This window comes from Leisingera aquaemixtae (assembly GCF_019801145.1).
GTDB lineage: Bacteria > Pseudomonadota > Alphaproteobacteria > Rhodobacterales > Rhodobacteraceae > Leisingera > Leisingera aquaemixtae_A.
This window is the reverse complement of the sequence record NZ_JAHVJQ010000022.1, coordinates 1-19,821: the sequence shown is the minus strand read 5'-3', so window position 1 is coordinate 19,821 and position 19,821 is coordinate 1. Positions and strand designations below refer to the sequence as shown.

Genomic DNA, 19,821 nt, shown 5'->3' with positions numbered 1-19,821 from the left:
CGCTCCTTTCCGGTCAAAGCCGCCCGGCAAACGCAGGCCGACCCCCCAAAGGGCGCAGTGGCCAGGAAAAAGGGCGGCCCACCGGCCGCCCGCAGAATCTCAGTTCATTTCGCTCAGCCTGCAAGATCATCCAAGCCTTCCGACAGACTTCTGCGCATACCCGCCTGCTCCATATGCATCCGCAGCCGCTGGTTATAGCCCCCAGGCGTATTCAGCGCCTCGATCAGTTCCTTGCAGCCCGAGGCCTGAATGCTGGTAGATACAAGCATCCGCAAGAAGGCCTCCCCTTGCGCAGGGTCCGACACCCGCTGCCCGAGCCAGTCCGCGGCGTCCGCGACCAGGCGCACCGCGGGCGAAAGCACCGCCTGTGCCGACAAGTAAGCCGTCAGTTCGCTGCTGTCCCGGACAGCAAAGACCGTGTTGTCCGGCTCAAATATCCGGCCAAGCAGCGCGGTATCCCCGAATGCCATGACCGGGGAGCCGCCCTGCGCGATGCCCGGGAAAGGCATCATCACCGCTGCCGCCCAGGCAGGCGCAGCCCAGTCCGCAACCTGTTCCAGATCCGCCCCAGCCATGAAGGAGACCACCTGCTGATCCTCCCGGAAGCTCAGGCCGTTCAGGATTGCCTCCGCGGCGTCCGCCATCAGCCCGAGGAAGACCACGTCGCTGGCATCAATCACTGCCTGGTTTCCGGCAACTGTCACGTCACCGAACGCCTCGGCAAGCGCCGAAGACAGCGCCGCGCTTCGCTCCGAGACGGTGATCTGGTGGCCCTTGCCCGCCAGGCCGCGCACAACAGCCGAGGCAATGGTGCCGCACCCCAAGAAACCCAGACGCATATCAGACCTCCTTCATCAGCCGCAGCGCATCATAGATCGCCGCATGGGTGTTGCGCGCGGAAACCGCATCGCCGATGCGGAACAGCTGGAACCGGCCCGCAGGATTGGAGCAGATCATTTGAGGCCGGCCGCTGACCAGGGCGCCGTGATCCACCTCACCCTGGTTGGCGGACGCTTCCTTGAGTGCGAAATAGAGGTTGTCCAGCGGCAGGGTCCCGTAGTTCAGGACCACCTGATCATAGTCCGCCTCATAGGAATGGCTGCTGTAGTCTGTTCCGATGGACGCGGTCAGCCTGTTGCCGTTGCGCACGAGACCTTGCAGACGGCGGGCAACCGTAAAGGTCACATCCTTATCCTGGAGCGCCCGCATGTAGGGCACCAGGTTCATCCCCATTACTTCAGGGGCAAAGCTGCGGTCGGGGGTCATGATCTCCACCCTCGAACCTGCACGTGCGGCGGCTTCCGCGGCCATCAGCCCGGGGTGGTCGCCGCTTTCGTCATAGATCAGCACATGCCCGGCCGGTTTCACATCGCCTGAGATGATGTCCCAGCTGGAGACCGCATGGGGCAACTCACTGCCGGTTTCGTGCAGCATCATGCAGGGCATTCCGCCGGTCGCCACGATGACGGTGTCCGGATCAAGCGCAATCACATCCTCGGCCTCAGCCCAGGTATTGAACCGGAACGCCACGTCCCGGGCCGCGCATTGCGCCATGCGCCAGTCGATGATGCCGATCATCTCCGCCCGGCGCGGGTTCTGCGCGGTCAGCCGGACCTGACCGCCCGGCTCCGCCGCGGCTTCAAACACGGTCACATTATGGCCGCGTTCGGCCGCCACGCGCGCGGCCTCCAGACCGCCCGGACCCGCGCCGACAATTACGACTTTTTTGCGGGTCTCTGCCGGGGTGATTTGGTGCGGCATCGTGAGTTCGCGCCCGGTGGCCGCATTGTGGATGCACAGCGCCTCCCCCGCCTGGTAGATCCTGTCCAGGCAGTAGGTGGCTCCGACGCAGGGGCGGATATCGTCCTCACGCCCTTCCATGATCTTTCTCACGATATGCGGGTCGGCCATATGGGCGCGGGTCATGCCGACCATGTCCAGCAGGCCGCTGGCAACCGCGTGGCGCGCAGTGGCAACATCCGGGATACGGGCGGCGTGGAAGGTTGGCATGCCTGTTGCCTTCTTCACCTCACCTGCGAAATCAAGATGCGGCGCCGACTTCATACCCTGCACCGGAATCACGTCGGTCATGGCCGGGTCGGTGTGGATGCGGCCGCGGATCACGTTGAGGAAGTCCACCATGCCGCTGGCTGACAGGCGCTTGGAGATCTCGATCCCTTCTTCAGGGGCAATGCCACCCTTTTCCGCTTCGTCCGCGGTGTAGCGCAGGCCAACGATGAAATCGCTGCCGACCCGCTCCCGCACCGCCTGCAGCACATCCATCGGAAACTTCATCCGGCTGTCCAGCGTCTGCCCGCCGTAAGGCCCGTCCAGGTCATTGGTCAGCGGCGACCAGAACTGATCCAGCAGGTGGCCGTAGACCTGCAGTTCGATCCCGTCCATGCCGCCCTCCTTCATCCGCTCCGCCGCATCGGCAAAGTCGGAGATGATGCGGGTGATGTCCCAGTCCTCGGCCAGTTTCGGGAAAGACCGGTGCGCGGGCTCGCGGTGGCGCGAGGAGCTGACGGACGGCAGCCAGTCGCCCTTGTTCCAGCCGGTGCGGCGGCCCAGGTGGGTGAGCTGGATCATGACTGCCGCGCCGTGCTCATGCACCTGGTCGGTCAGGTTTCGGATCCAGGGAACCACCTCATCCTTGTAGGCCAGGATATTGTTGAACACCGGCGGGCTGTCGCGGCTGACCGCAGCGGACCCGGCTGTCATGGTCAGCGCCACACCCGCCTTGGCCCGTTCCGCGTGATAGGCCGCATAGCGCTCTTTTGGCATGCCGTCTTCCGGATAGGCAGGCTCATGGCTGGTGGTCATGATCCGGTTGCGAAGCGTCAGATGCTTCAGTTGGTAGGGCTGCAGCAGCGGATCCTTGGACATGGCAGGCGTCTCCTGGAACGGTGAATTGGCATGGCGGCAAGGCGATTCATCCGCCAAACTTGACATATGTGTCGATTAAACACTCACACCTGTCAAGAAAAGTTGCGCGTGTCCTGCACCGCTGCTATGGCTGGCGCATGGACACACAGGACATCACGCGCCCGCGGTTGAGCGAAGAGGATTGGCTGGCAGCCGCCTATGAGGTGCTGACCGAGAGCGGTGTGGAAGCGGTGAAGGTGATGCCGCTGGCCAAGCGGCTTGGCGTATCGCGCACCAGTTTCTACTGGCATTTCAAGGACCGCGAAGAGCTGCTGGAAGCGATGGTTCGGCGGTGGGAGGAAAGGAATACCGGAAATCTGGTGGCCCGCACCGAGGCCTATGCCGAGAGCATTGCCGAGGCGATGTTCAACCTTTTCGACTGCTGGATCGACCCGGAACTGTTTGACGCAAGGCTGGACCTGGCCATCCGCAACTGGGCCCGCAATGACAGCGGCCTGCAGCAAAGGCTGGACCTTGCCGACGCCCGCCGCGAACAGGCCATGACTGGTATGTTCATCCGTTTCGGCTATCCGGAGGCGGATGCACTGATCCGCGCCCGGGCCATGATCTACACCCAGATCGGGTATATCTCGATGCAGGTGCACGAAAGCACGGAATACCGGATTTCCTTAATGCCCGGCTGGATCGAGGTGTTCACCGGCACCCGCCCTGCGCAGCGGGACCTGGACCGGTTTCTGGCCCGGCACCGCTAACCCCGGCCAGGGCCCTGGTGCGCAATACCGCCCAAGGCGGAAACACGCCCGTCCGCCGGGCAGGCATCACAAATCCCGGCGCCACCAAATAAATCGGGCGCGGAACCCTTGGTCCCGCGCCCGCCTTGTTTCATCAAGCGTATCTGACGGCCTATTCGGCTGCGATCTGCCCTTCGATCTTCTCGACCTTCACTGCCGAGAACTTGAACTCGGGGATCTTGCCGTAGGGGTCCAGCGCCGGGTTGGTCAGGATGTTGGCGGCCGCCTCCACATAGGCAAACGGCACAAACACCATATCCTCGGCAATCGCCCGGTCGGCCCGCGCCATGATCTCGATCGAACCGCGGCGGGTCGACAGGCGGATCATCTCGCCGGGCTCGATGCCCATCAGCTTGAGCGTGCGCGGGTTGAGCGAGCAGTTCGCCTCCGGCTCCACCGCATCCAGCACTTTGGAGCGCCGGGTCATCGACCCGGTGTGCCAATGCTCCAGCTGGCGGCCGGTGGTCATGATCATCGGGTACTCCGCATCCGGCGCTTCATCCGGCGGGATGACCGATGCCGGGGTGAAGCGGGCGCGGCCCTCGGGGCGCGGGAAGCCGTCACCGAACACAATCGCCTGGCCGGGGTCGGTCTCATGCAGCGACGGATACGTGATGGTCTCGGTTTCCAGACGCTCCCAGGTGATGTTGTTGAGGGACTTCATGTTCAGTTTCATCTCGGCAAAGACTTCGCTAACATCCTTGTAGTCCCAGGGCAGGCCGATGCGCTGCGCCAGTTCGACAGTAACCTGCCAGTCCTCGCGCGCTTCACCCGGAGGCGGAACGGCGGGGCGCACACGCTGCACCTGGCGGTTGGTGTTCGACACGGTGCCATTCTTCTCATAGAGCGCCGAGGCCGGCAGGATGATGTCGGCATAGTTGGCTGTCTCGGTCAGGAAGATATCCTGAACGATCATCAGCTCCAGCTTGGCAAAGGCATCGCGCGCGTGGTCGGCATCCGGGTCGGACATCGCCGGGTTTTCGCCCTGGATGTACATGCCCTTGATGTTGCCGGCATAGGCCTCGTCCACGATCTCGGTCACGGTGAGGCCCTTCTCGTTCGAGAAGTCGCCGCCGCCCCAGACATCGGTAAAGCTCTTGCGGACATCATCCGAAGTCACGGTCTGATAATCCGGCAGGAACATCGGGATGAGGCCCGCGTCGGATGCGCCCTGCACGTTGTTCTGGCCGCGCAGCGGGTGCAGGCCTGCACCCGGCTTGCCCACATTGCCGGTCATCAGCGCGAGGCTGATCAGGCAGCGCGAGTTGTCGGTGCCGTGGATATGCTGGGACACGCCCATGCCCCAGAAGATCAGCCCCGCCTTGCCGCCCGCAAAGGTGCGCGCAACGCGGCGCAGCTGATCGGGGGAGACGCCGCAGATTTCCGACATCTTCTCAGGCGTGAACTGCTTCAGGTGCTCTTTTTCGGCTTCCCAGTTCTCGGTCCAGCGGTGGATGTACTGGCTGTCATAGAGCTCTTCCTCAACGATCACGTTCATGATCGCGTTCAGCATCGACACGTCCGCACCGGGGCGGAACTGCACCATCTCGGTCGCGAACCGGCGCAGGCCGACGCCGCGCGGATCCATCACGATCAGCTTGCCGCCGCGCTTGGTGAACTGCTTGAAGTAGGTCGCCGCCACCGGGTGGTTCTCGATCGGGTTGGAGCCGATTACGATGGCCACATCGGCGTTTTCGATCTCGTTGAAGGTCGCGGTCACCGCGCCGGAGCCCACGTTTTCGATCAGCGCCGCAACAGACGACGCATGGCACAGGCGGGTGCAGTGGTCGACGTTGTTGTGCTTGAAGCCCTGGCGGATGAACTTCTGGAAGAGATAGGCCTCTTCGTTGGTGCATTTCGCCGAGCCGAAGCCCGCAACCGACTTCGGGTTCTCATCGCGCAAGCGTATCAGGCCCTTGGCGGCCAAATCCATAGCCTCTTCCCAGGTCGCTTCGCGGAAGTGGGTGGAGAGGTTGCCCGGATCGACGTTCAAGCCCTTGGCCGGCGCGTCGTCTCGGCGGATCAGCGGCTTGGTCAGGCGGTGCGGGTGGTGGATGTAATCAAAGCCGAAGCGGCCCTTGACGCACAGGCGGCCTTCGTTTGCCGGGCCATTGATGCCATCGACATATTTGACCTTGCCGTCCTTGACCTTGAGGCTGACCTTGCAGCCGACGCCGCAGAACGGGCAGACGCTTTCGGTCTCGGAATCGTAGTCCTTGCTGTCGCCAACCTGTTTGTCGTCCATCATGGTGGCGGGCATCAGCGCGCCGGTCGGGCAGGCCTGGACGCACTCGCCGCAGGCCACACAGGTGGACTGGCCCATCGGGTCGGCGATGTCGAAGGTCGGATAGGCATCATGGCCGCGGCCAGCCATGCCGATCACGTCATTGACCTGCACTTCGCGGCAGGCGCGCACGCACAGGCCGCAGGAGATACAAGCGTCCAGGTTCACCTTCATAGCGACGTGGCTGTCGTCCAGCAGCGGAATGCGGCCTTCTTCCAGCTTCGGAAAGCGGCTCTCGGTAACGCCGCTCAGCTCTGCCATGTCCCACATGTGGGAAGACTTGTCGTGCGCCTCTTCTTTCTTGGGCTGGTCCGCGACCAGCAGTTCCATCACCATTTTGCGGGCGTTTTCGGCGCGCGCGTTGTTGGTGGTGACGACCATGCCTTCGGCGGGCTCACGAATACAGGAGGCTGCCAGCGTGCGCTCGCCTTCGATCTCCACCATGCAGGCGCGGCAGTTGCCGTCCGGGCGGTAGCCGGGCGCCGGCTTGTGGCACAGATGCGGAATTTTCAGACCGCGGCCGTTGGCGACTTCCCAGATGGTCAGGCCCTTGTCCGCCGTGACCTGTTCGCCATCGAGTGTGAATGTGACTTTATCGCTCATGGCTCAGACCTCCTCGGGGAAGTGTTTCATGGTCAGGCGGATCGGGTTCGGCGCAGCCTGGCCCAGGCCGCAGATCGAGGCATCGACCATTGCGCTGCTCAGCTCTTCCAGCAGGCCCTGATCCCACTTCTTCTCGCTCATCAGCTTGACAGCTTTCTCGCAGCCCACCCGGCACGGAGTGCACTGGCCGCAGCTTTCATCCTCGAAGAAGCGCAGCATGTTCAGCGCCGCGTCGCGGGCGGAGTCCTGATCGGACAGCACCACCACAGCAGCGGAACCGATGAAGGTGCCATGCGGCTGCAGCGTATCGAAGTCCAGGGGCACGTCATTCATCGACGCGGGCAGCAGGCCGGAGGACGGGCCGCCCGGCTGGTAGGCCTTAAACGCGTGACCATCCAGCATGCCGCCGCAGGCCTCAATGATGTCAGTGATAGTGGAACCGGCGGGCAGCAGATGCACGCCCGGGTTCTTCACACGGCCCGAAACCGAGTAGCTGCGCAGCCCTTTGCGGCCGTTCTTCTCAACCGAGTTCAGGCATTCCGGGCCTTCGCGGTTGATCTTGCAGACCCAGTAGAGAGTTTCCACGTTGTGGACCAGGGTCGGGCGCCCAAAGACACCCACTTGCGCCACAAACGGCGGGCGGTGGCGCGGCTCGCCGCGCTTGCCTTCGATCGACTCGATCATCGCGCTTTCTTCACCGCAGATATATGCCCCTGCTCCGCGGCGCAGGTCGATATAGCCTGCCTCGACGATGCCGGCCTCTTCCAGCGCCTTGATCTCGCGGCGCAGGATCTCCAGCACCGCCGGATATTCGTCGCGCATGTAGATAAAGGCTTTCTCGGCCTCGACCGCCCAGGCAGCAATCAGCATGCCCTCAAGGAACACATGCGGGGTGCGCTCCAAGTAGTAGCGGTCCTTGAAGGTGCCGGGCTCGCCCTCGTCGCCGTTCACGGCCAGGTAGCGCGGGCCCTCGTTGGCGCGGACAAAGCCCCATTTGGTGCCGGACGGGAAGCCAGCGCCGCCAAGACCGCGCAGGCCGGCTTCTTTGACTTTTGCCTGCACTGCTTCCCAGTCGCCATTGGCGCGCAAGTCTTTCAGCGTGGTATAGCCGCCTTCGGCCTCGTAGGCTGCGAAAGTCTCATACTCGGGGACATGCGCGTGGGTGTCGTCTGCCGCGATCGCCGCTTCCACCTTTTCGACGGTGGCGTGGTCGATGTGGTTGTGGCCGATCTCCAGCACCGGCGCCGTGTCGCAGCGGCCCATGCAGGGTGCGCGCAGCACGCGGACCTGGCTCGCGTCCAAACCGTCTTCCAGCGCCTTCTGCAACTGCTGAGCACCTGCCAGTTCGCAGGACAGCGAATCACAGACCCGGATGGTCAGAGCCGGCGGCGGTGTCTCGCCTTCCTTCACCACGTCGAAATGGGCGTAGAAGGTGGCGACCTCGTAGATCTCTGCCTGACCGGTCCGCATCTCCTCGGCCAGCGCCCGGATATGCGCGGCGCTGAGGCAGCCGTATTTGTCCTGAATCAGGTGCAGGAATTCGATCAGAAGGTCACGGTTGCGCGGGCGGTCCCCCAGCAGTTCCTGAACCTCGCTCAGCGCAATGTCGTCGACCTGGCGGCCTTTGGGCGTCTTGCGCCCTTTGCCTTTGCCGGACTTCCATACGCCCTTGCTATCATCCAATGGTGCCATGGGATCCTCCAGTCAGCACGTCTTTCATTCCGCCAATGCCATCAAGAATGAATATCGTCAAATCTGTAAATTGGATCGCACGATCAGAATTTTTTATGACGCCATTTGCGGCATCCTAGTGTCTACAAACGTCGCAACTACCTCTTTCAAAGCACGCACAGTTGTGAGTTCCGGTGTCCGGTCGAGAGTCGCGATACAAATCGGGCGCGCCTGCTCCGGCTCCACCAGCGCCAAAACCCGGGTTCCGCCCAGCCCGCCAAGCGCCTGCATCAGCGCCCGCGGCAGAATGGTCGCCGCCGACCCCTCCCGCGCCAGAACCATTGAGGCCATGAACCCGTTGGATTCGGATACGATCTCCGGCTTCAGCCCCAGTTCGGCAAAGATCCGGTCCAAGATCCGGCGGTTCTGCATCTGCTCATCCAGCAGGCTCAGCGGCAGCTCCGCCGCTTCCGCCCAGCTGATCACATCGCCGCGGCCTGACACCATATCTTCCGGTGCCAGCAGCACGTAGCTTTCCTCGTAAAGGTGCTGCACTGTCACCAGCTCTTGGCCCATACTGTCCGCATAGGTGATGCCGGCGTCAATGGTGCCATCATAAAGCCGCTGCTGAATGGCCAAGGAGGACGTCACTTCCACTTGCGCCAGGATCCGCGGATAGGCTTGGTGCACTTGGTCCACTAGCTGTGCTGCCCAGGCGGTGGCTGTCGGCACCACCCCCAGAACCAGCGTGCCGGTCACTTCCCCCCGGGCTGCCGCAATTTCCTGCTCCAGCGCCCTGGCATCGTCCAGGATAGACCGCGCGCGCCGCACGATCATCATGCCCTCTTCGGTCAGGCCCTGAAACCGGTTGGCCCGGCGCACGATCGACAGCCCCAGCCGTTCTTCCAGATTCCGGATTCTCATCGAAAACGCCGGCTGCGACATTCCGCAATCAGCGGCGGCCTTGGCAAAATGCTGGTGCCGTGCCAGTGCTGTCAGCAGCAAAAGGTCCTTGAGTTCGATCATAGTGGAACTGTAGGCCGCGGGAGCTGCCCATTACAATGAAACTGTTACCGGTCAGGCTTGCTGCCCGCGCCCGCGGTATGCGCATTGGTTTCATAGAGCTCGGTCAGTTCTTCCAAAACCTCCAGGGCGCCCTCCATCAGACTGGCCAGCCCGGGCCGGTCCGCTAACGCCTCCAGCAGCAGGCGTTCCCTCACGGATTTCATCTTCCCGGCCACACGCGCCCCCTCTTTCGTCAGGCTGTAAGACACACCGGACCGGCCAGCACCTTTTTTACAGGTGAGGCCGGCAGAAGCCAGTTTGCGCAGGGAGTACTGAATATTCGGAATATCAGCGCGGTTGGTGAAGCGGGCCAGTTCTTTGATCGATTTGGACCGACCGCCACTGCCGATCAGCAGGAGCAGGGTGATCTCAGCACCAGACAGCGGCACGCTGCTCACCTGTTCAAAACAATGCGCCTGCCACCGGGCCAGCCCTTCCTGTGCCCGCTGCACCGCCATTTCCAACTGGTGCAGCCTTTCGCCAGACGCGTCAGAGGCCGGGTCTGAATGCGCGGAAATGCCAATTCTCTTATCCAACGAAGGTCTCCAAAATCCATTGTCCGGTCAGGCACAATAACGCCGGTACTGAAACGGGCAGCTCCCGCAGCCGAACCTGCCGAAACGAGTGCCAGCCCCTGCGAAAAAGGACGCCGGCCCCCATTCCCAAAATTCAATTCAAATGTTCCCAATATATTCAACCAATTCCGGCGAGTTTCAATAGCCGCCCGGGCAAACAGGCAAAACAGAAGCGGCCCGCACTCTGGTCTTGGCAGCGTGCGCCCAAACTCAATCCGTTGCGGCTTGGGAATACACCGAAACGAAAGCGCGCAGTCCCTCGCAGGGAACGCTGGTTCCGAACGCTTCATCGGAATGGACCGCTCAGGCCGCAACAAGGTGCTGCAGGTCACGGCGTCTCAAAGCGTGACGCGCAAGCCCGCCATAGGTCCGGCACACTTGCATACGGCCGGTTTCGCCGGAAAGGCCCAGCACTGCGGCCAGCTCTGGGAACAGCTCGAACAGTTCCTGCCTGCCGTCTGCATTCAATCCGCGGACTGCCTCTGGACCGGGCCAGAATGTTTCTGTCGCGATGCCTTCCGCAAAAATCACTTCGTGCTGCTCAGTCATGAGATGCACATAGGTAACTGGCCCGGATACGCCATGCACCTGGCTGCAGGCCGCATCGGTCTCTGCCAGCAGCTTGGCCGACAAGAAGCTTTCCTCAAGACCCGTGCACCAGAAAGCCTTGCGGCCAACAAGCAGGCGGTGCTGCGGGGACAGCAGCATCGGCCGCTCCGGCGCCAGCAAACCGCCCGGGCGGAGGCGGTAAGGTTTGAGGTGCGGACGCCGGGCCAGTTCCGCCAGGCTCAGCGTTCGCTTCCCGACCCAGATCACGGGCTGAAATCCATTGTCGGCAGTTTGCAACAAGTCGCCAACCCGGATCTGGCCTGCGGGAACCGCACCCCGCCGCGTGGCAAGCAGCACATCAGGTGTGAAGCAGGGAATGCCCGCAGAATGCATCTGTTGCGCCGTTGTGATCTGGCTTGGAGAGACCCCCTCAAGAACCAGTTTCTCCCCACCCGGAAAGGTCAGCAGAGCATTGCCGGTCCCGTCATCACTGACAGAGACATCCCAGGCGCGGATGGCACCGTCCGGCCCTGTGCCGCCGGTCAGATCCGAAACATCCAGCTGATCGTTAAAGAACCCGTCGCTGTCATCATCCAGGACGCTGAAATCGCTGACGGTGTCGATGCCGCCTCCGCCAGTCAGGATCAGTTCGTCATAGCCTGCGCCGCCGGTGATGGAATCGTCCCCGGCACCAAAGGTGAGGGTGTCATCGCCCGCACCTGCGTCAATTGAGGTGCCAGCGCTGTCGGCGGAGGCATCCACCACATCGGCCTGATCCGTGAGATTGAGCGCCTCGATCTCGGAGAAGGTGATCGTGTCGGTGCCGTCGGTGATCGTGCCCGCTTCGTCGCCGGAATAGGTAACGGTGACACCAGTGGTAACGCCAGAGACATCAACTGTGTCATAGTCATTGCCTGCTTCGCCGCCAGTCAGGGTGTCATTGCCAAAGCCATCTGACATCCGGAATGTATCCGCGCCGGACTCGCCATGCATCTGGTCATCGCCGCTGCCGCCAATCAGCAAGTCGTCGTCGTTGCCGCCGTACATGGTGTCGGCACCGTCGCCGCCTTCCAGCGTATCGTTGCCGTCCGTGGCGATAATGCTGTCATTGCCGGTGCCGCCGACCAGGCTGTCATCGCCCGCAGAGTTCTGCAGGGTATCGTCGCCTTCACCGCCGATCAGGGTGTCATTGCCCAGCCCGGTGGTCAGGAAGTCGTCGCCTTCGCCTCCGTCGATGTAGTCATTGCCTTCGCCGCCGGAGAGCGTGTCGCCCCCGGCCCCGCCGATCAGGGTGTCCGCCCCCTCTCCGCCATCCAGGACATCATCGCCGTCACCGCCGTCCAGGCTGTCGTCACCCTGTTCGCCGAGCAGGGAATCGTTGCCACCCTGGCCATAGACCACGTCATTGCCGCCGCCGCCCAGAATGGTGTCAGCCCCCTGTTCAATCGGGGTCGTTATAGCATCATCAATGACGTCCCCGGAGAGCGTGAACCCCGCCAGGCCATCGCGCGTCTGCAATGTGAACTCGATCGAAGACTGGTCCTCGAACCCGGCTGAGAACCAGGCATCCTGATCGGTGTAGCTGTTCAGCTCTGTGCCGACCGCCGTAACCATGTTGCCATCGGTCGAGGTATTGAGCGACGTGTCTTGCGAGACACCAAAGGAGGTGAAGCTGTTGCCGTCAATGATGACTGCTTCGGCATCGCCGTAACCGCTGTTGTCGTCGATGTCGTTAAAGGTGGCGGTGGAGTTCAGATAGACCGGCTCACCGGTTGCCGGATCAAAGAACTCCAGGCGGAAGCTGGCCTGGTCGCCGGCCTGATCGCCCTCCAGCAGAATTTCCGCACCCTCGGTATAGCCGAATTCCACTCTCATGTCCGGGTTCGACTTTTCGACAAGCACCAGCCTGCCCCAGACACTGGTGCCATCCGCCAAGGTCGCGACGTCGCTGAAGATGGCGTAGTTGCCCGCAGACCCCGTCCCGCCATCATGCGAGACGCTTTGAATGTTGCCTATTTCAAGCTGAAGCGGGCTGGCGTCGACACCCTGTTCGAACCCGTCCCCCATGTCGCCATAGATGACGTCATTGCCTTCGCCAGCGTCGATAACATCGCTGCCTTCCTCGCCGGCCACCGTATCATCGCCGTCCCCGGCGTCTATGGTGTCATCGCCGGTTGTTCCCGCAAGCGCATCCTTGCCCAGCGTGCCATTGATGGTTGCGATCAGGTTGGCGAGCCAATCAGGTTGGGCCATCGTGTACTCTCATCTCTTCAGCCCTGCCTGGTTTGCGACAGGAAACCAATGGGCCTTCTTTGATTGGCTGAACTGCAACCGGCAGCGGCCCTTACTGCCCGAGGCAATACGCTTATGGCCGTAACGAATGGTAAATCCGTCAAGGTTTCTGTGCAGTTAAACTGGGCAGTCTGGAGAAAGGCAGTTTTACCGTCCTGCCGCGCGCGCCCCGGTCTGACAGCAGAGCCGTCAACAGCAGGTGATTCCCCTGCGCATGCCCTGGAACCGGAGCAGGACATCACTGCCCCTCTCGCGCTCTTTCCGGATCGCGGACCGCTTTCGCGCCTGCATTTCACAGCCCTTGGCCTGCCGTCTTTAAAAATGAATCGTTTTATCTGCGGCTTCACGCCCGCCAAATGCCTCAGATCCGGATTGCCAGGGCCGATTTTAACGGCCCGGAAATGAATCCTCCTGAGTGTTTTCCCATCCAGCACCGCTCAGCTGGCTTGCCAATGGCCGCTTTCAGGCTGCCCGGCAGACTGAAATGTTGATGGGAACTACGCCGTGATGACTCGACTGTTGAAATTCTGGGGCAATATGCGACTGGGCCGCAAGCTGCCGCTCTCCATTGCCGCACCGACAATCCTTCTGACCCTCGCCTCGGGCTTTTTCTTTGCCTGGGAAGCCGGGCAAGCACTGAAGACCAACCGGGAAACCGCCTACGCGACGCTGCTGGAGGAACGCAAGGAAGCGCTGGAAAACTGGGTTTCCGGCCTGCGATCCCAGACCCGGACACTGGTTGCCAGCAAGGCAGTTGAAACCGCGCTGCGCGACTTTTCCAACGGCTTCTATTCGCTCGGCGACGATCCCAGCGGGCATCTGCGCGCCACCTATGTTGACGGCAACCCCAATCCGGCAGGGGAGCGTTACAAACTGCTGGACGCCAAGGACAAGTCGGCCTGGTCAATCCGCCACAAAATGAACCACACGGGATTCGTCACTTTCCTCGAAGAGCAGGGTTTCCTGGATGCCTACCTTCTGGATGTGCAGGGCAACATGGTCTACTCGGTCCAGAAGAATGAAGACTTCGCATTGAACTACCTGGACGGGCCATACAAGAACAGCGGGCTGGGCCAGGCTTACCGCGCGGCTTTGGAACTGGAACCGGGCAACGTATTCCTGTCGGAAATGGGCGCCTACCAGGCTGACAGCGGCGCGGCCGCAATGTTCATATCCTCACCGGTTTTCAAGAAAGATGCGATCATGGGCGCTTTGGTGCTGCGCGTCCCCGTGGACGGGATCGCAGGTATTCTGTCCCATTCCGCGCTCCTTGGGGAAACCGGTCAGGCCTACCTGGTGCGCGGCGACGGGATTGCCCTCACGGCGTCCGAACGCGCCGACGGGCATCAGGTTCTGTCGAAACTGCCTGAACTGCAGCAAATCACCGCGGCAATCAGCGGCGGCCGAAGCAGTTTCTCCGGCACCCCCGGACTGTCCGGGCAGCCGGTGGAAGCGATGGCCGCCGGCGTCAGCCTGGATGACCGCACCTGGGGAATTGTGCTTGAGGTCGACAGCGCCGAGGCCCTGGCTGCCCAGAAAAGCCTAGTCAACGCATCCATGCTGCAGGCGGTTGGCGTTGCCCTTGCGGTGGCACTGCTGTCCTGGATTGCCGCCCGCGGCATCGCGCGCAAGGTCTCCAGCCTCTCGGAGAGTGTCGAGCATATTGCGGCCAAGGACTATGACCACCCGGTGGCGGGATTGGGTAATGGCGACGAGTTCGGCAACATTGCGAGCATTCTTGAGGGCCTCAAGACCGACCTGCAGAATGCCCAGCTGGCCGAAGCCGAGCGCGCGGAGCTTCAGCGCCAGCAGGACCATGTGGTTGACGAACTGCGCAACGGGCTGACCCATCTCGCCAACGGCGACTTCTCCAGCCCGATCACAGAGCCATTCCCGGAAGCGCATGAAAGCCTGCGCCTGGACTTCAACCGCACCATAGAAACACTGAACAAAACCGTGCGCGAGGTGGTGGAGGCCACCACCAGCATCCGCAACGGCACATCGGAGATCAGCCAGGCATCGGATGACCTTTCGCAGCGCACCGAAAGCCAGGCGGCGACACTGGAACAGACCGCCGCCGCGCTGGATCAGATGACCGCCAGCGTCAAGGCCGCCGCCGACGGCGCGCGCCGGGTCGAAGCCGCGATGAACGAAGCCCGGGACGAGGCAAAGGCCAGCGGCGAGGTTGTCGAGAATGCGGTCTCCGCGATGAACGGGATCGAGGAATCGGCACGCCATATCTCGCAGATCATCGGGGTGATCGACGACATCGCCTTCCAGACCAACCTGCTGGCCTTGAATGCGGGTGTCGAGGCCGCACGCGCAGGCGAGGCGGGCCGCGGCTTTGCAGTGGTCGCGTCCGAAGTGCGGGCGCTGGCGCAGCGCTCCTCGGATGCGGCGATGGAAATCAAGGCACTGATCTCCAACTCCGGCGAACAGGTGGAAAAAGGTGTGGACTTGGTCGGAAAGGCAGGAGAGGCGCTGCACAGCATCGTCTCGCAGGTGTCGCATATTTCTGGCCTGGTTTCGGATATCGCCGAAGGCGCGGCAGAGCAGTCAACCGGCATCGGCGAAATCAACACCGGCGTGATGCAGCTGGACCAGGTCACCCAGCAGAACGCGGCAATGGTGGAGCAGATGACCGCTGCAGGCCAGCTTCTGAACGGCGATGCATCGAACCTGGCCGGGCTTGTGGCGCAATTCAATGTCGGGCTGGACATGCCCCCGCCCCGCGGGGACCTGCAGCCCCAGTTGCCGTCCGCTCACGGAACCGGCTGGGAGGGTCTGCCGGAAGCCCCCGAAGCGCTGCCGGTTTCCGACGGTTCGGCCGCTCTGATGAAATGGCAGGACTTCTGATCCTGCCGGTCTCCTGCAGCCGGACAACGTCCGCGGCTGCCGCTTGTGCCACACTGGGCGGCAGCCGGAAGCAACCGTGTTGTGAAAACCAGATTTTCAGACTTTAAGAGGACAATAGAACTGAACCTTACAGCTGGCACAAATTAAGGCCTCAGTTGCCAGTGGTGTTTTTGAATTATCAAAGGTGGCTGGATGGCCGTGGTTAAACTTCCCGCTCGCTGGATGCGCGCGCTCAGCAACAGGACTTACCTTCCTGCCCTGCTCGCCCTGGCAGTGGTCTGCGCTGCGGGCATGTATGCCGAAAGGCAGAACGCCACGATTCACTACCAGTCTCAGCGCGCCGAGGCTCAGCAGGAGGCCGGGATTATCAAATCCCGTCTCGAAGGCCAGCTGAACGGCGACTACCAGCGGCTGCGCGGCCTGGCAGCGATGCTGGCAACCGAACCGGACATGGGGCAGGAGCGGTTTGGCCGGATTGCCGCCCAGGTGCTGGAGGGAAAGACCGCCATCCGGCACATTGCGGCGGCTCCCGGGCTTGTCGTCTCTTTGATACACCCGGTAGAAGGCAACGAGCCTGTCATAGGACTGGACTACAACAAGAACGCGGCGCAGCGCGAGGCTGCCAACCGGGTGCGCGACAGCGGCGAGATGGTTCTGGCCGGCCCCGTCAATCTTGTGCAGGGCGGGTCCGGGTTTATCTACCGGCTGCCGATTTTCACCGGCTCCGGGGAAGAACGCCGGTTTTGGGGCATTCTTTCAGCCGTTGTCGAAACAGACACCTTATACGCTGCAACGGGCGTTGACGGCAGCAACGGCCTGGACATTGCGCTGACCGGACAGGACGGAACCGGCGCGGCAGGCAAGCAGTTCCTCGGCACCCCGGGCATCGTCTCCGATGACCCTGTTCTGCTTGACATCAATCTGCCCGTTGGCTCCTGGCAGCTGGCGGCCCGGCCGGAAGGCGGCTGGCAGAGCGATCCGGGCAATTTGTGGCAACTGCGGCTTGCTTTGCTGGCGGCAGGCACTCTCATCGTCTTCCCGACATTTCTGGCAGGCAGGCTGTCTGCCGCGCGTCAAAGCGTGATCCGCAAGCTGCGTCACCGGGAGGCCGAGCTGGAAGCCGTCTCGCGGCGGCTGGAGATTGCGGTCAAGACCTCACGGGTCGGCATCTGGGAATGCGACGCCAAGAACCAGCGGGTGAGCTGGGACAGCCGTATGCACGAATTGTACGGCGTTCCTGCTGCGGACGGCCCGCTGACCGGGCCTGCCTGGATAAACAAGCTGCACCCGGACGACCGCGCCAGGGTCACGAAGGCCCTTGAGGCCGCCGAAGGCAGCAATACGCATTTTGCCTCGGATTTCCGGATCGTGCTGGACGATGGCACGGTGAAGCACATTCGCGCGCTGGCCAGCCCTTTCACGGATGCGCAGGGCCGCGAATGGATGATCGGTGTCAATTGGAACGTCTCCGAAGATGTGCGCCTGCGCGAGGAGCTGATCCGCGCAAACCAGACCCTGTCGGAACGCAACAGCGAGCTGAAACAGGGCAAGCAGGCGCTTGAACAGGCGCACGCCGAGCTGCAAAAGCAGCAAGCAGAACTGCACCGGCTTTCGCTTGTCGCCAAACACGCCTCTGACAGCATCATCCTGACGGATGCTGAGCGCCGGATCCTCTGGGTCAACGACGCCTTCACGCGCGCTACCGGCTACCTCGCCGAAGACGCCATAGGGCGCACCCCGTCCGACCTGCTGGACGGGCGGGATACCGACACCGATGTCATTCGCGAGATGAACCGGCACAAGGACCTCGGTATCCGCTACCACAACGAGGTTCTGAATTACACGAAATCGGGCAGCGAAGTCTGGTTCGACACCAACATCGTTCCGGTGACCAGCGCCGACGGAACGGTCGATCTGATCATCGGCATCGAGCGTGATATTACCCACAGCAAGCAGCGCGAACGCGAACTTGCCGAAGCCAAACTGGCGGCGGAGCAGGCCGACCGCGCCAAGTCGGAATTCCTGGCAAACATGAGCCATGAAATCCGCACGCCGATGAACGGGATCATCGGGATGGCGGACCTTCTGGCGGAGGCAGACCTGCCGCCGGACGAGCAGCAGAACGTCGAAACCATCCGCAGTTCGGCTCAGGCCCTGTTGAAAATCATCAATGATATTCTCGATGTGTCGCGCCTGGAGGCCGGCAAGTTCTCCATTTCCGAAGAGGACTTCAACCTGCGCGACTGCGTCAGCAGCGCCGCCAACCTGTTCCGCCCGAAAGCTTCGGAAAACGGTGTCTCGCTTGAGATCAGCTATGCCGACGGGATGCCCGAGCAGTTTCACGGCGACGACGGGCGTCTGCGCCAGATCCTGGTCAACCTGATCGGCAACGCGGTGAAATTCACACCCGAAGGCAAAATCGCCGTCCGTGTCTCCCATGCGCCAGGAGCCCCTTACCGCCTGGTGATAGAGGTTGAGGACAGCGGCATCGGGATATCCGAAAAACAGGCCCGCCATATTTTTGACCGCTTTACCCAGGCGGATGCTGCCACGACCAAGGCCTTTGGCGGCACCGGACTTGGCCTTACCATTTCCAGCATGCTGGCAAAACGGATGGGCGGCGGTATTTCCGTGGTGTCGGATCTTGGCCATGGGTCATGTTTCCGGCTGGAGCTGCAATTGGCGCCAGCCCGGCAGGCACCGCAGGGAGCAGAAGCTTTCTCCGCCGAAAGCACCCTCCAGCTTGGCTCATGCAGGGTGCTTCTGGCCGAGGACAACCAGACCAACAGACTGCTGATCCGGAAGTATCTGCGCGGCCAGCCCGTTGATCTGGTTGAGGCTGCGAACGGCCGTGCCGCGGTGGAAATGTGCAAGGAGCTGCATCCGGATATCGTCCTGATGGACATGTCCATGCCGGTCTTGGACGGCATCGGCGCTACGCGGGAAATCCGCAGCCTGCCGGTCCCGCAGCCCGTCATAGTCGCCTTGACAGCCAATGCCTTTGCCAGTGACCAGCAAGCCTGCCTCGAAGCCGGGATGGATCATTTTCTGGCCAAGCCGGTCAAGAAGGCGGTGCTTCTGCACACTCTGGCAAAGCTGCTGGCAGAAACCCCGCCCCGGCAGGAACCCCGCGCCAGCGCCTGACCGGGAGCTCGGAACTACACGGCCGTCCCGATCAGCGCCACACCGGCTGCCATAAGAACGGCTGAGCCCAGCCGCCGCATCCAATAGCCTTCCTTGAGGAAAACAAACCCGATCAGGGCCGCAAAGATCACTGACGTTTCGCGCAGCGCGGAGACCGCGCCCAGGGGGGCAAAATTCTTGGCATAAAGCACCAGCCCGTAGGCCGCCATCGACACCAGGCCGCCGGCAATGCCCAAGGCCCAGGTCCTTGCCGGCAGGGCCGCCAGGGACTGGCGCCTGCGGATGGCAACAAACCCGGCAATAAAGATGTGGAGGAAAGCGCCCCAGGCCCAGTAGCCGAGCGTGCTACCGGACAGGCGCACCCCCAGGCCGTCAACCACGGAATAGATTGAAATGCAGAACCCTGTTCCAACGGCATACACCAAGGCCGCCCGCCCCACGCCGGAGCGCAGCGCCTTCCAGCTGCTGAGCTGGATACCGCAGGCAATCACGGCAATTCCGGCCCAGGCCTGCAGCGGCAGCACTTCCCCGGCCAGGATCATCGCCCAGATGCCAACCAGCGCCGGCACAATACCGCGGGCAATCGGGTAAACCACACTGAAATCGCCATGCTGATAGGCGCGGCCCAGCATGTAGTAATACCCGAAATGCACCACGGTCGACATCAGGATATAGGGAAAACTCTCCGCCGATGGCAGCGGCAGGACCGCAATCATCACGGCACTGGGGATGACCTGGCCAAAGGCAACCAGGCCAAGCGTCGTGGTGCGGTCAGCGGCCGTTTTCACAATGGCGTTCCACACCGCATGCAGCAGGGCCGCCGACAGAATGATGGCAATAACAGGGAGTGTCATATCAAAGTCAGGTCTTTGGGCTAGCGGCCGCGACCGGTGTGTTCTTCATCGCTTCCAGTCATCTCCTCGATCAGCCGTGTCTCCAGCAGCTGTCCGTTGCGGTAGAGCACCGGGTAGGCGACGGCGGCGATGTGGCTGTTGAACTCGCGCAGGGCGCGCAGCGTCTCCAGGTGGATGTCGGAAGTGTCGAAACTCTCCCGGCCGCCGTCCTGCAGCCGCCGCAGGTGCCGCTTGCGGCTGTCGCGCTCCAT

General features: G+C 62.4%; 12 protein-coding genes and 1 pseudogene. 4 read left to right on the top strand and 9 right to left on the bottom strand.

Features of this window, described 5'->3' with window-relative positions:
• Positions 1–113: 113 nt before the first annotated feature.
• Both KUW17_RS22860 and KUW17_RS22855 read right to left on the bottom strand, forming a co-directional pair.
• Positions 114–839, bottom strand: a complete 726-nt coding sequence (locus KUW17_RS22860; RefSeq protein ID WP_222482605.1) for an NAD(P)-binding domain-containing protein — start codon at positions 837–839, stop codon at positions 114–116.
• Between the two features lies 1 nt (position 840).
• Positions 841–2,886, bottom strand: a complete 2,046-nt coding sequence (locus KUW17_RS22855; protein ID WP_222482604.1) for an NADH:flavin oxidoreductase — start codon at positions 2,884–2,886, stop codon at positions 841–843.
• Positions 2,887–3,023: 137 nt separating this feature from the next.
• Between KUW17_RS22855 and KUW17_RS22850 the strand changes: the two genes are divergently transcribed.
• On the top strand, positions 3,024–3,638 hold the full coding sequence (locus KUW17_RS22850; RefSeq protein WP_222482603.1) for a TetR/AcrR family transcriptional regulator: 615 nt from the start codon (positions 3,024–3,026) through the stop codon (positions 3,636–3,638).
• A 151-nt stretch (positions 3,639–3,789) separates the two neighbouring features.
• On the opposite strand, the gene fdhF is transcribed toward KUW17_RS22850, so the two are convergent.
• The 5 genes from fdhF to KUW17_RS22825 form a co-directional block, all read right to left on the bottom strand.
• Positions 3,790–6,564, bottom strand: a complete 2,775-nt coding sequence (gene fdhF / locus KUW17_RS22845) for a formate dehydrogenase subunit alpha (RefSeq protein WP_222482602.1) — start codon at positions 6,562–6,564, stop codon at positions 3,790–3,792.
• A 3-nt stretch (positions 6,565–6,567) separates the two neighbouring features.
• Positions 6,568–8,256, bottom strand: a complete 1,689-nt coding sequence (locus KUW17_RS22840; RefSeq protein ID WP_222482601.1) for an NAD(P)H-dependent oxidoreductase subunit E — start codon at positions 8,254–8,256, stop codon at positions 6,568–6,570.
• A 93-nt stretch (positions 8,257–8,349) separates the two neighbouring features.
• Positions 8,350–9,261, bottom strand: coding sequence for a LysR family transcriptional regulator (locus KUW17_RS22835; RefSeq protein ID WP_222482600.1), 912 nt, complete (start codon positions 9,259–9,261; stop codon positions 8,350–8,352).
• 44 nt (positions 9,262–9,305) lie between these two features.
• Positions 9,306–9,758, bottom strand: a complete 453-nt coding sequence (locus KUW17_RS22830) for a winged helix DNA-binding protein (RefSeq protein WP_261397380.1) — start codon at positions 9,756–9,758, stop codon at positions 9,306–9,308.
• A 420-nt stretch (positions 9,759–10,178) separates the two neighbouring features.
• Positions 10,179–12,677, bottom strand: a complete 2,499-nt coding sequence (locus KUW17_RS22825; RefSeq protein ID WP_222482599.1) for a Hint domain-containing protein — start codon at positions 12,675–12,677, stop codon at positions 10,179–10,181.
• Between the two features lie 63 nt (positions 12,678–12,740).
• On the opposite strand from KUW17_RS22825, the gene KUW17_RS22820 reads away from it, so the two are divergent.
• The 3 genes from KUW17_RS22820 to KUW17_RS22810 all read left to right on the top strand — a co-directional run bounded on the left by KUW17_RS22820 (position 12,741) and on the right by KUW17_RS22810 (position 18,716).
• Positions 12,741–13,121, top strand: coding sequence for a hypothetical protein (locus KUW17_RS22820; protein ID WP_222482598.1), 381 nt, complete (start codon positions 12,741–12,743; stop codon positions 13,119–13,121).
• Between the two features lie 102 nt (positions 13,122–13,223).
• Complete coding sequence (locus KUW17_RS22815) at positions 13,224–15,572, top strand: methyl-accepting chemotaxis protein (protein WP_222482597.1); 2,349 nt, start codon at positions 13,224–13,226, stop codon at positions 15,570–15,572.
• Positions 15,573–15,863: 291 nt separating this feature from the next.
• Positions 15,864–18,716 carry an ATP-binding protein gene (locus KUW17_RS22810; RefSeq protein ID WP_261397379.1) on the top strand — a complete coding sequence of 951 codons (2,853 nt, stop codon included), beginning with the start codon at positions 15,864–15,866 and terminating at the stop codon, positions 18,714–18,716.
• Between the two features lie 14 nt (positions 18,717–18,730).
• On the opposite strand, the gene KUW17_RS22805 is transcribed toward KUW17_RS22810, so the two are convergent.
• Both KUW17_RS22805 and KUW17_RS22800 read right to left on the bottom strand, forming a co-directional pair.
• Positions 18,731–19,570, bottom strand: a complete 840-nt coding sequence (locus tag KUW17_RS22805; protein ID WP_222482595.1) for a DMT family transporter — start codon at positions 19,568–19,570, stop codon at positions 18,731–18,733.
• 20 nt (positions 19,571–19,590) lie between these two features.
• Positions 19,591–19,821: pseudogene (locus KUW17_RS22800) on the bottom strand (Na/Pi cotransporter family protein); the annotation flags it as partial.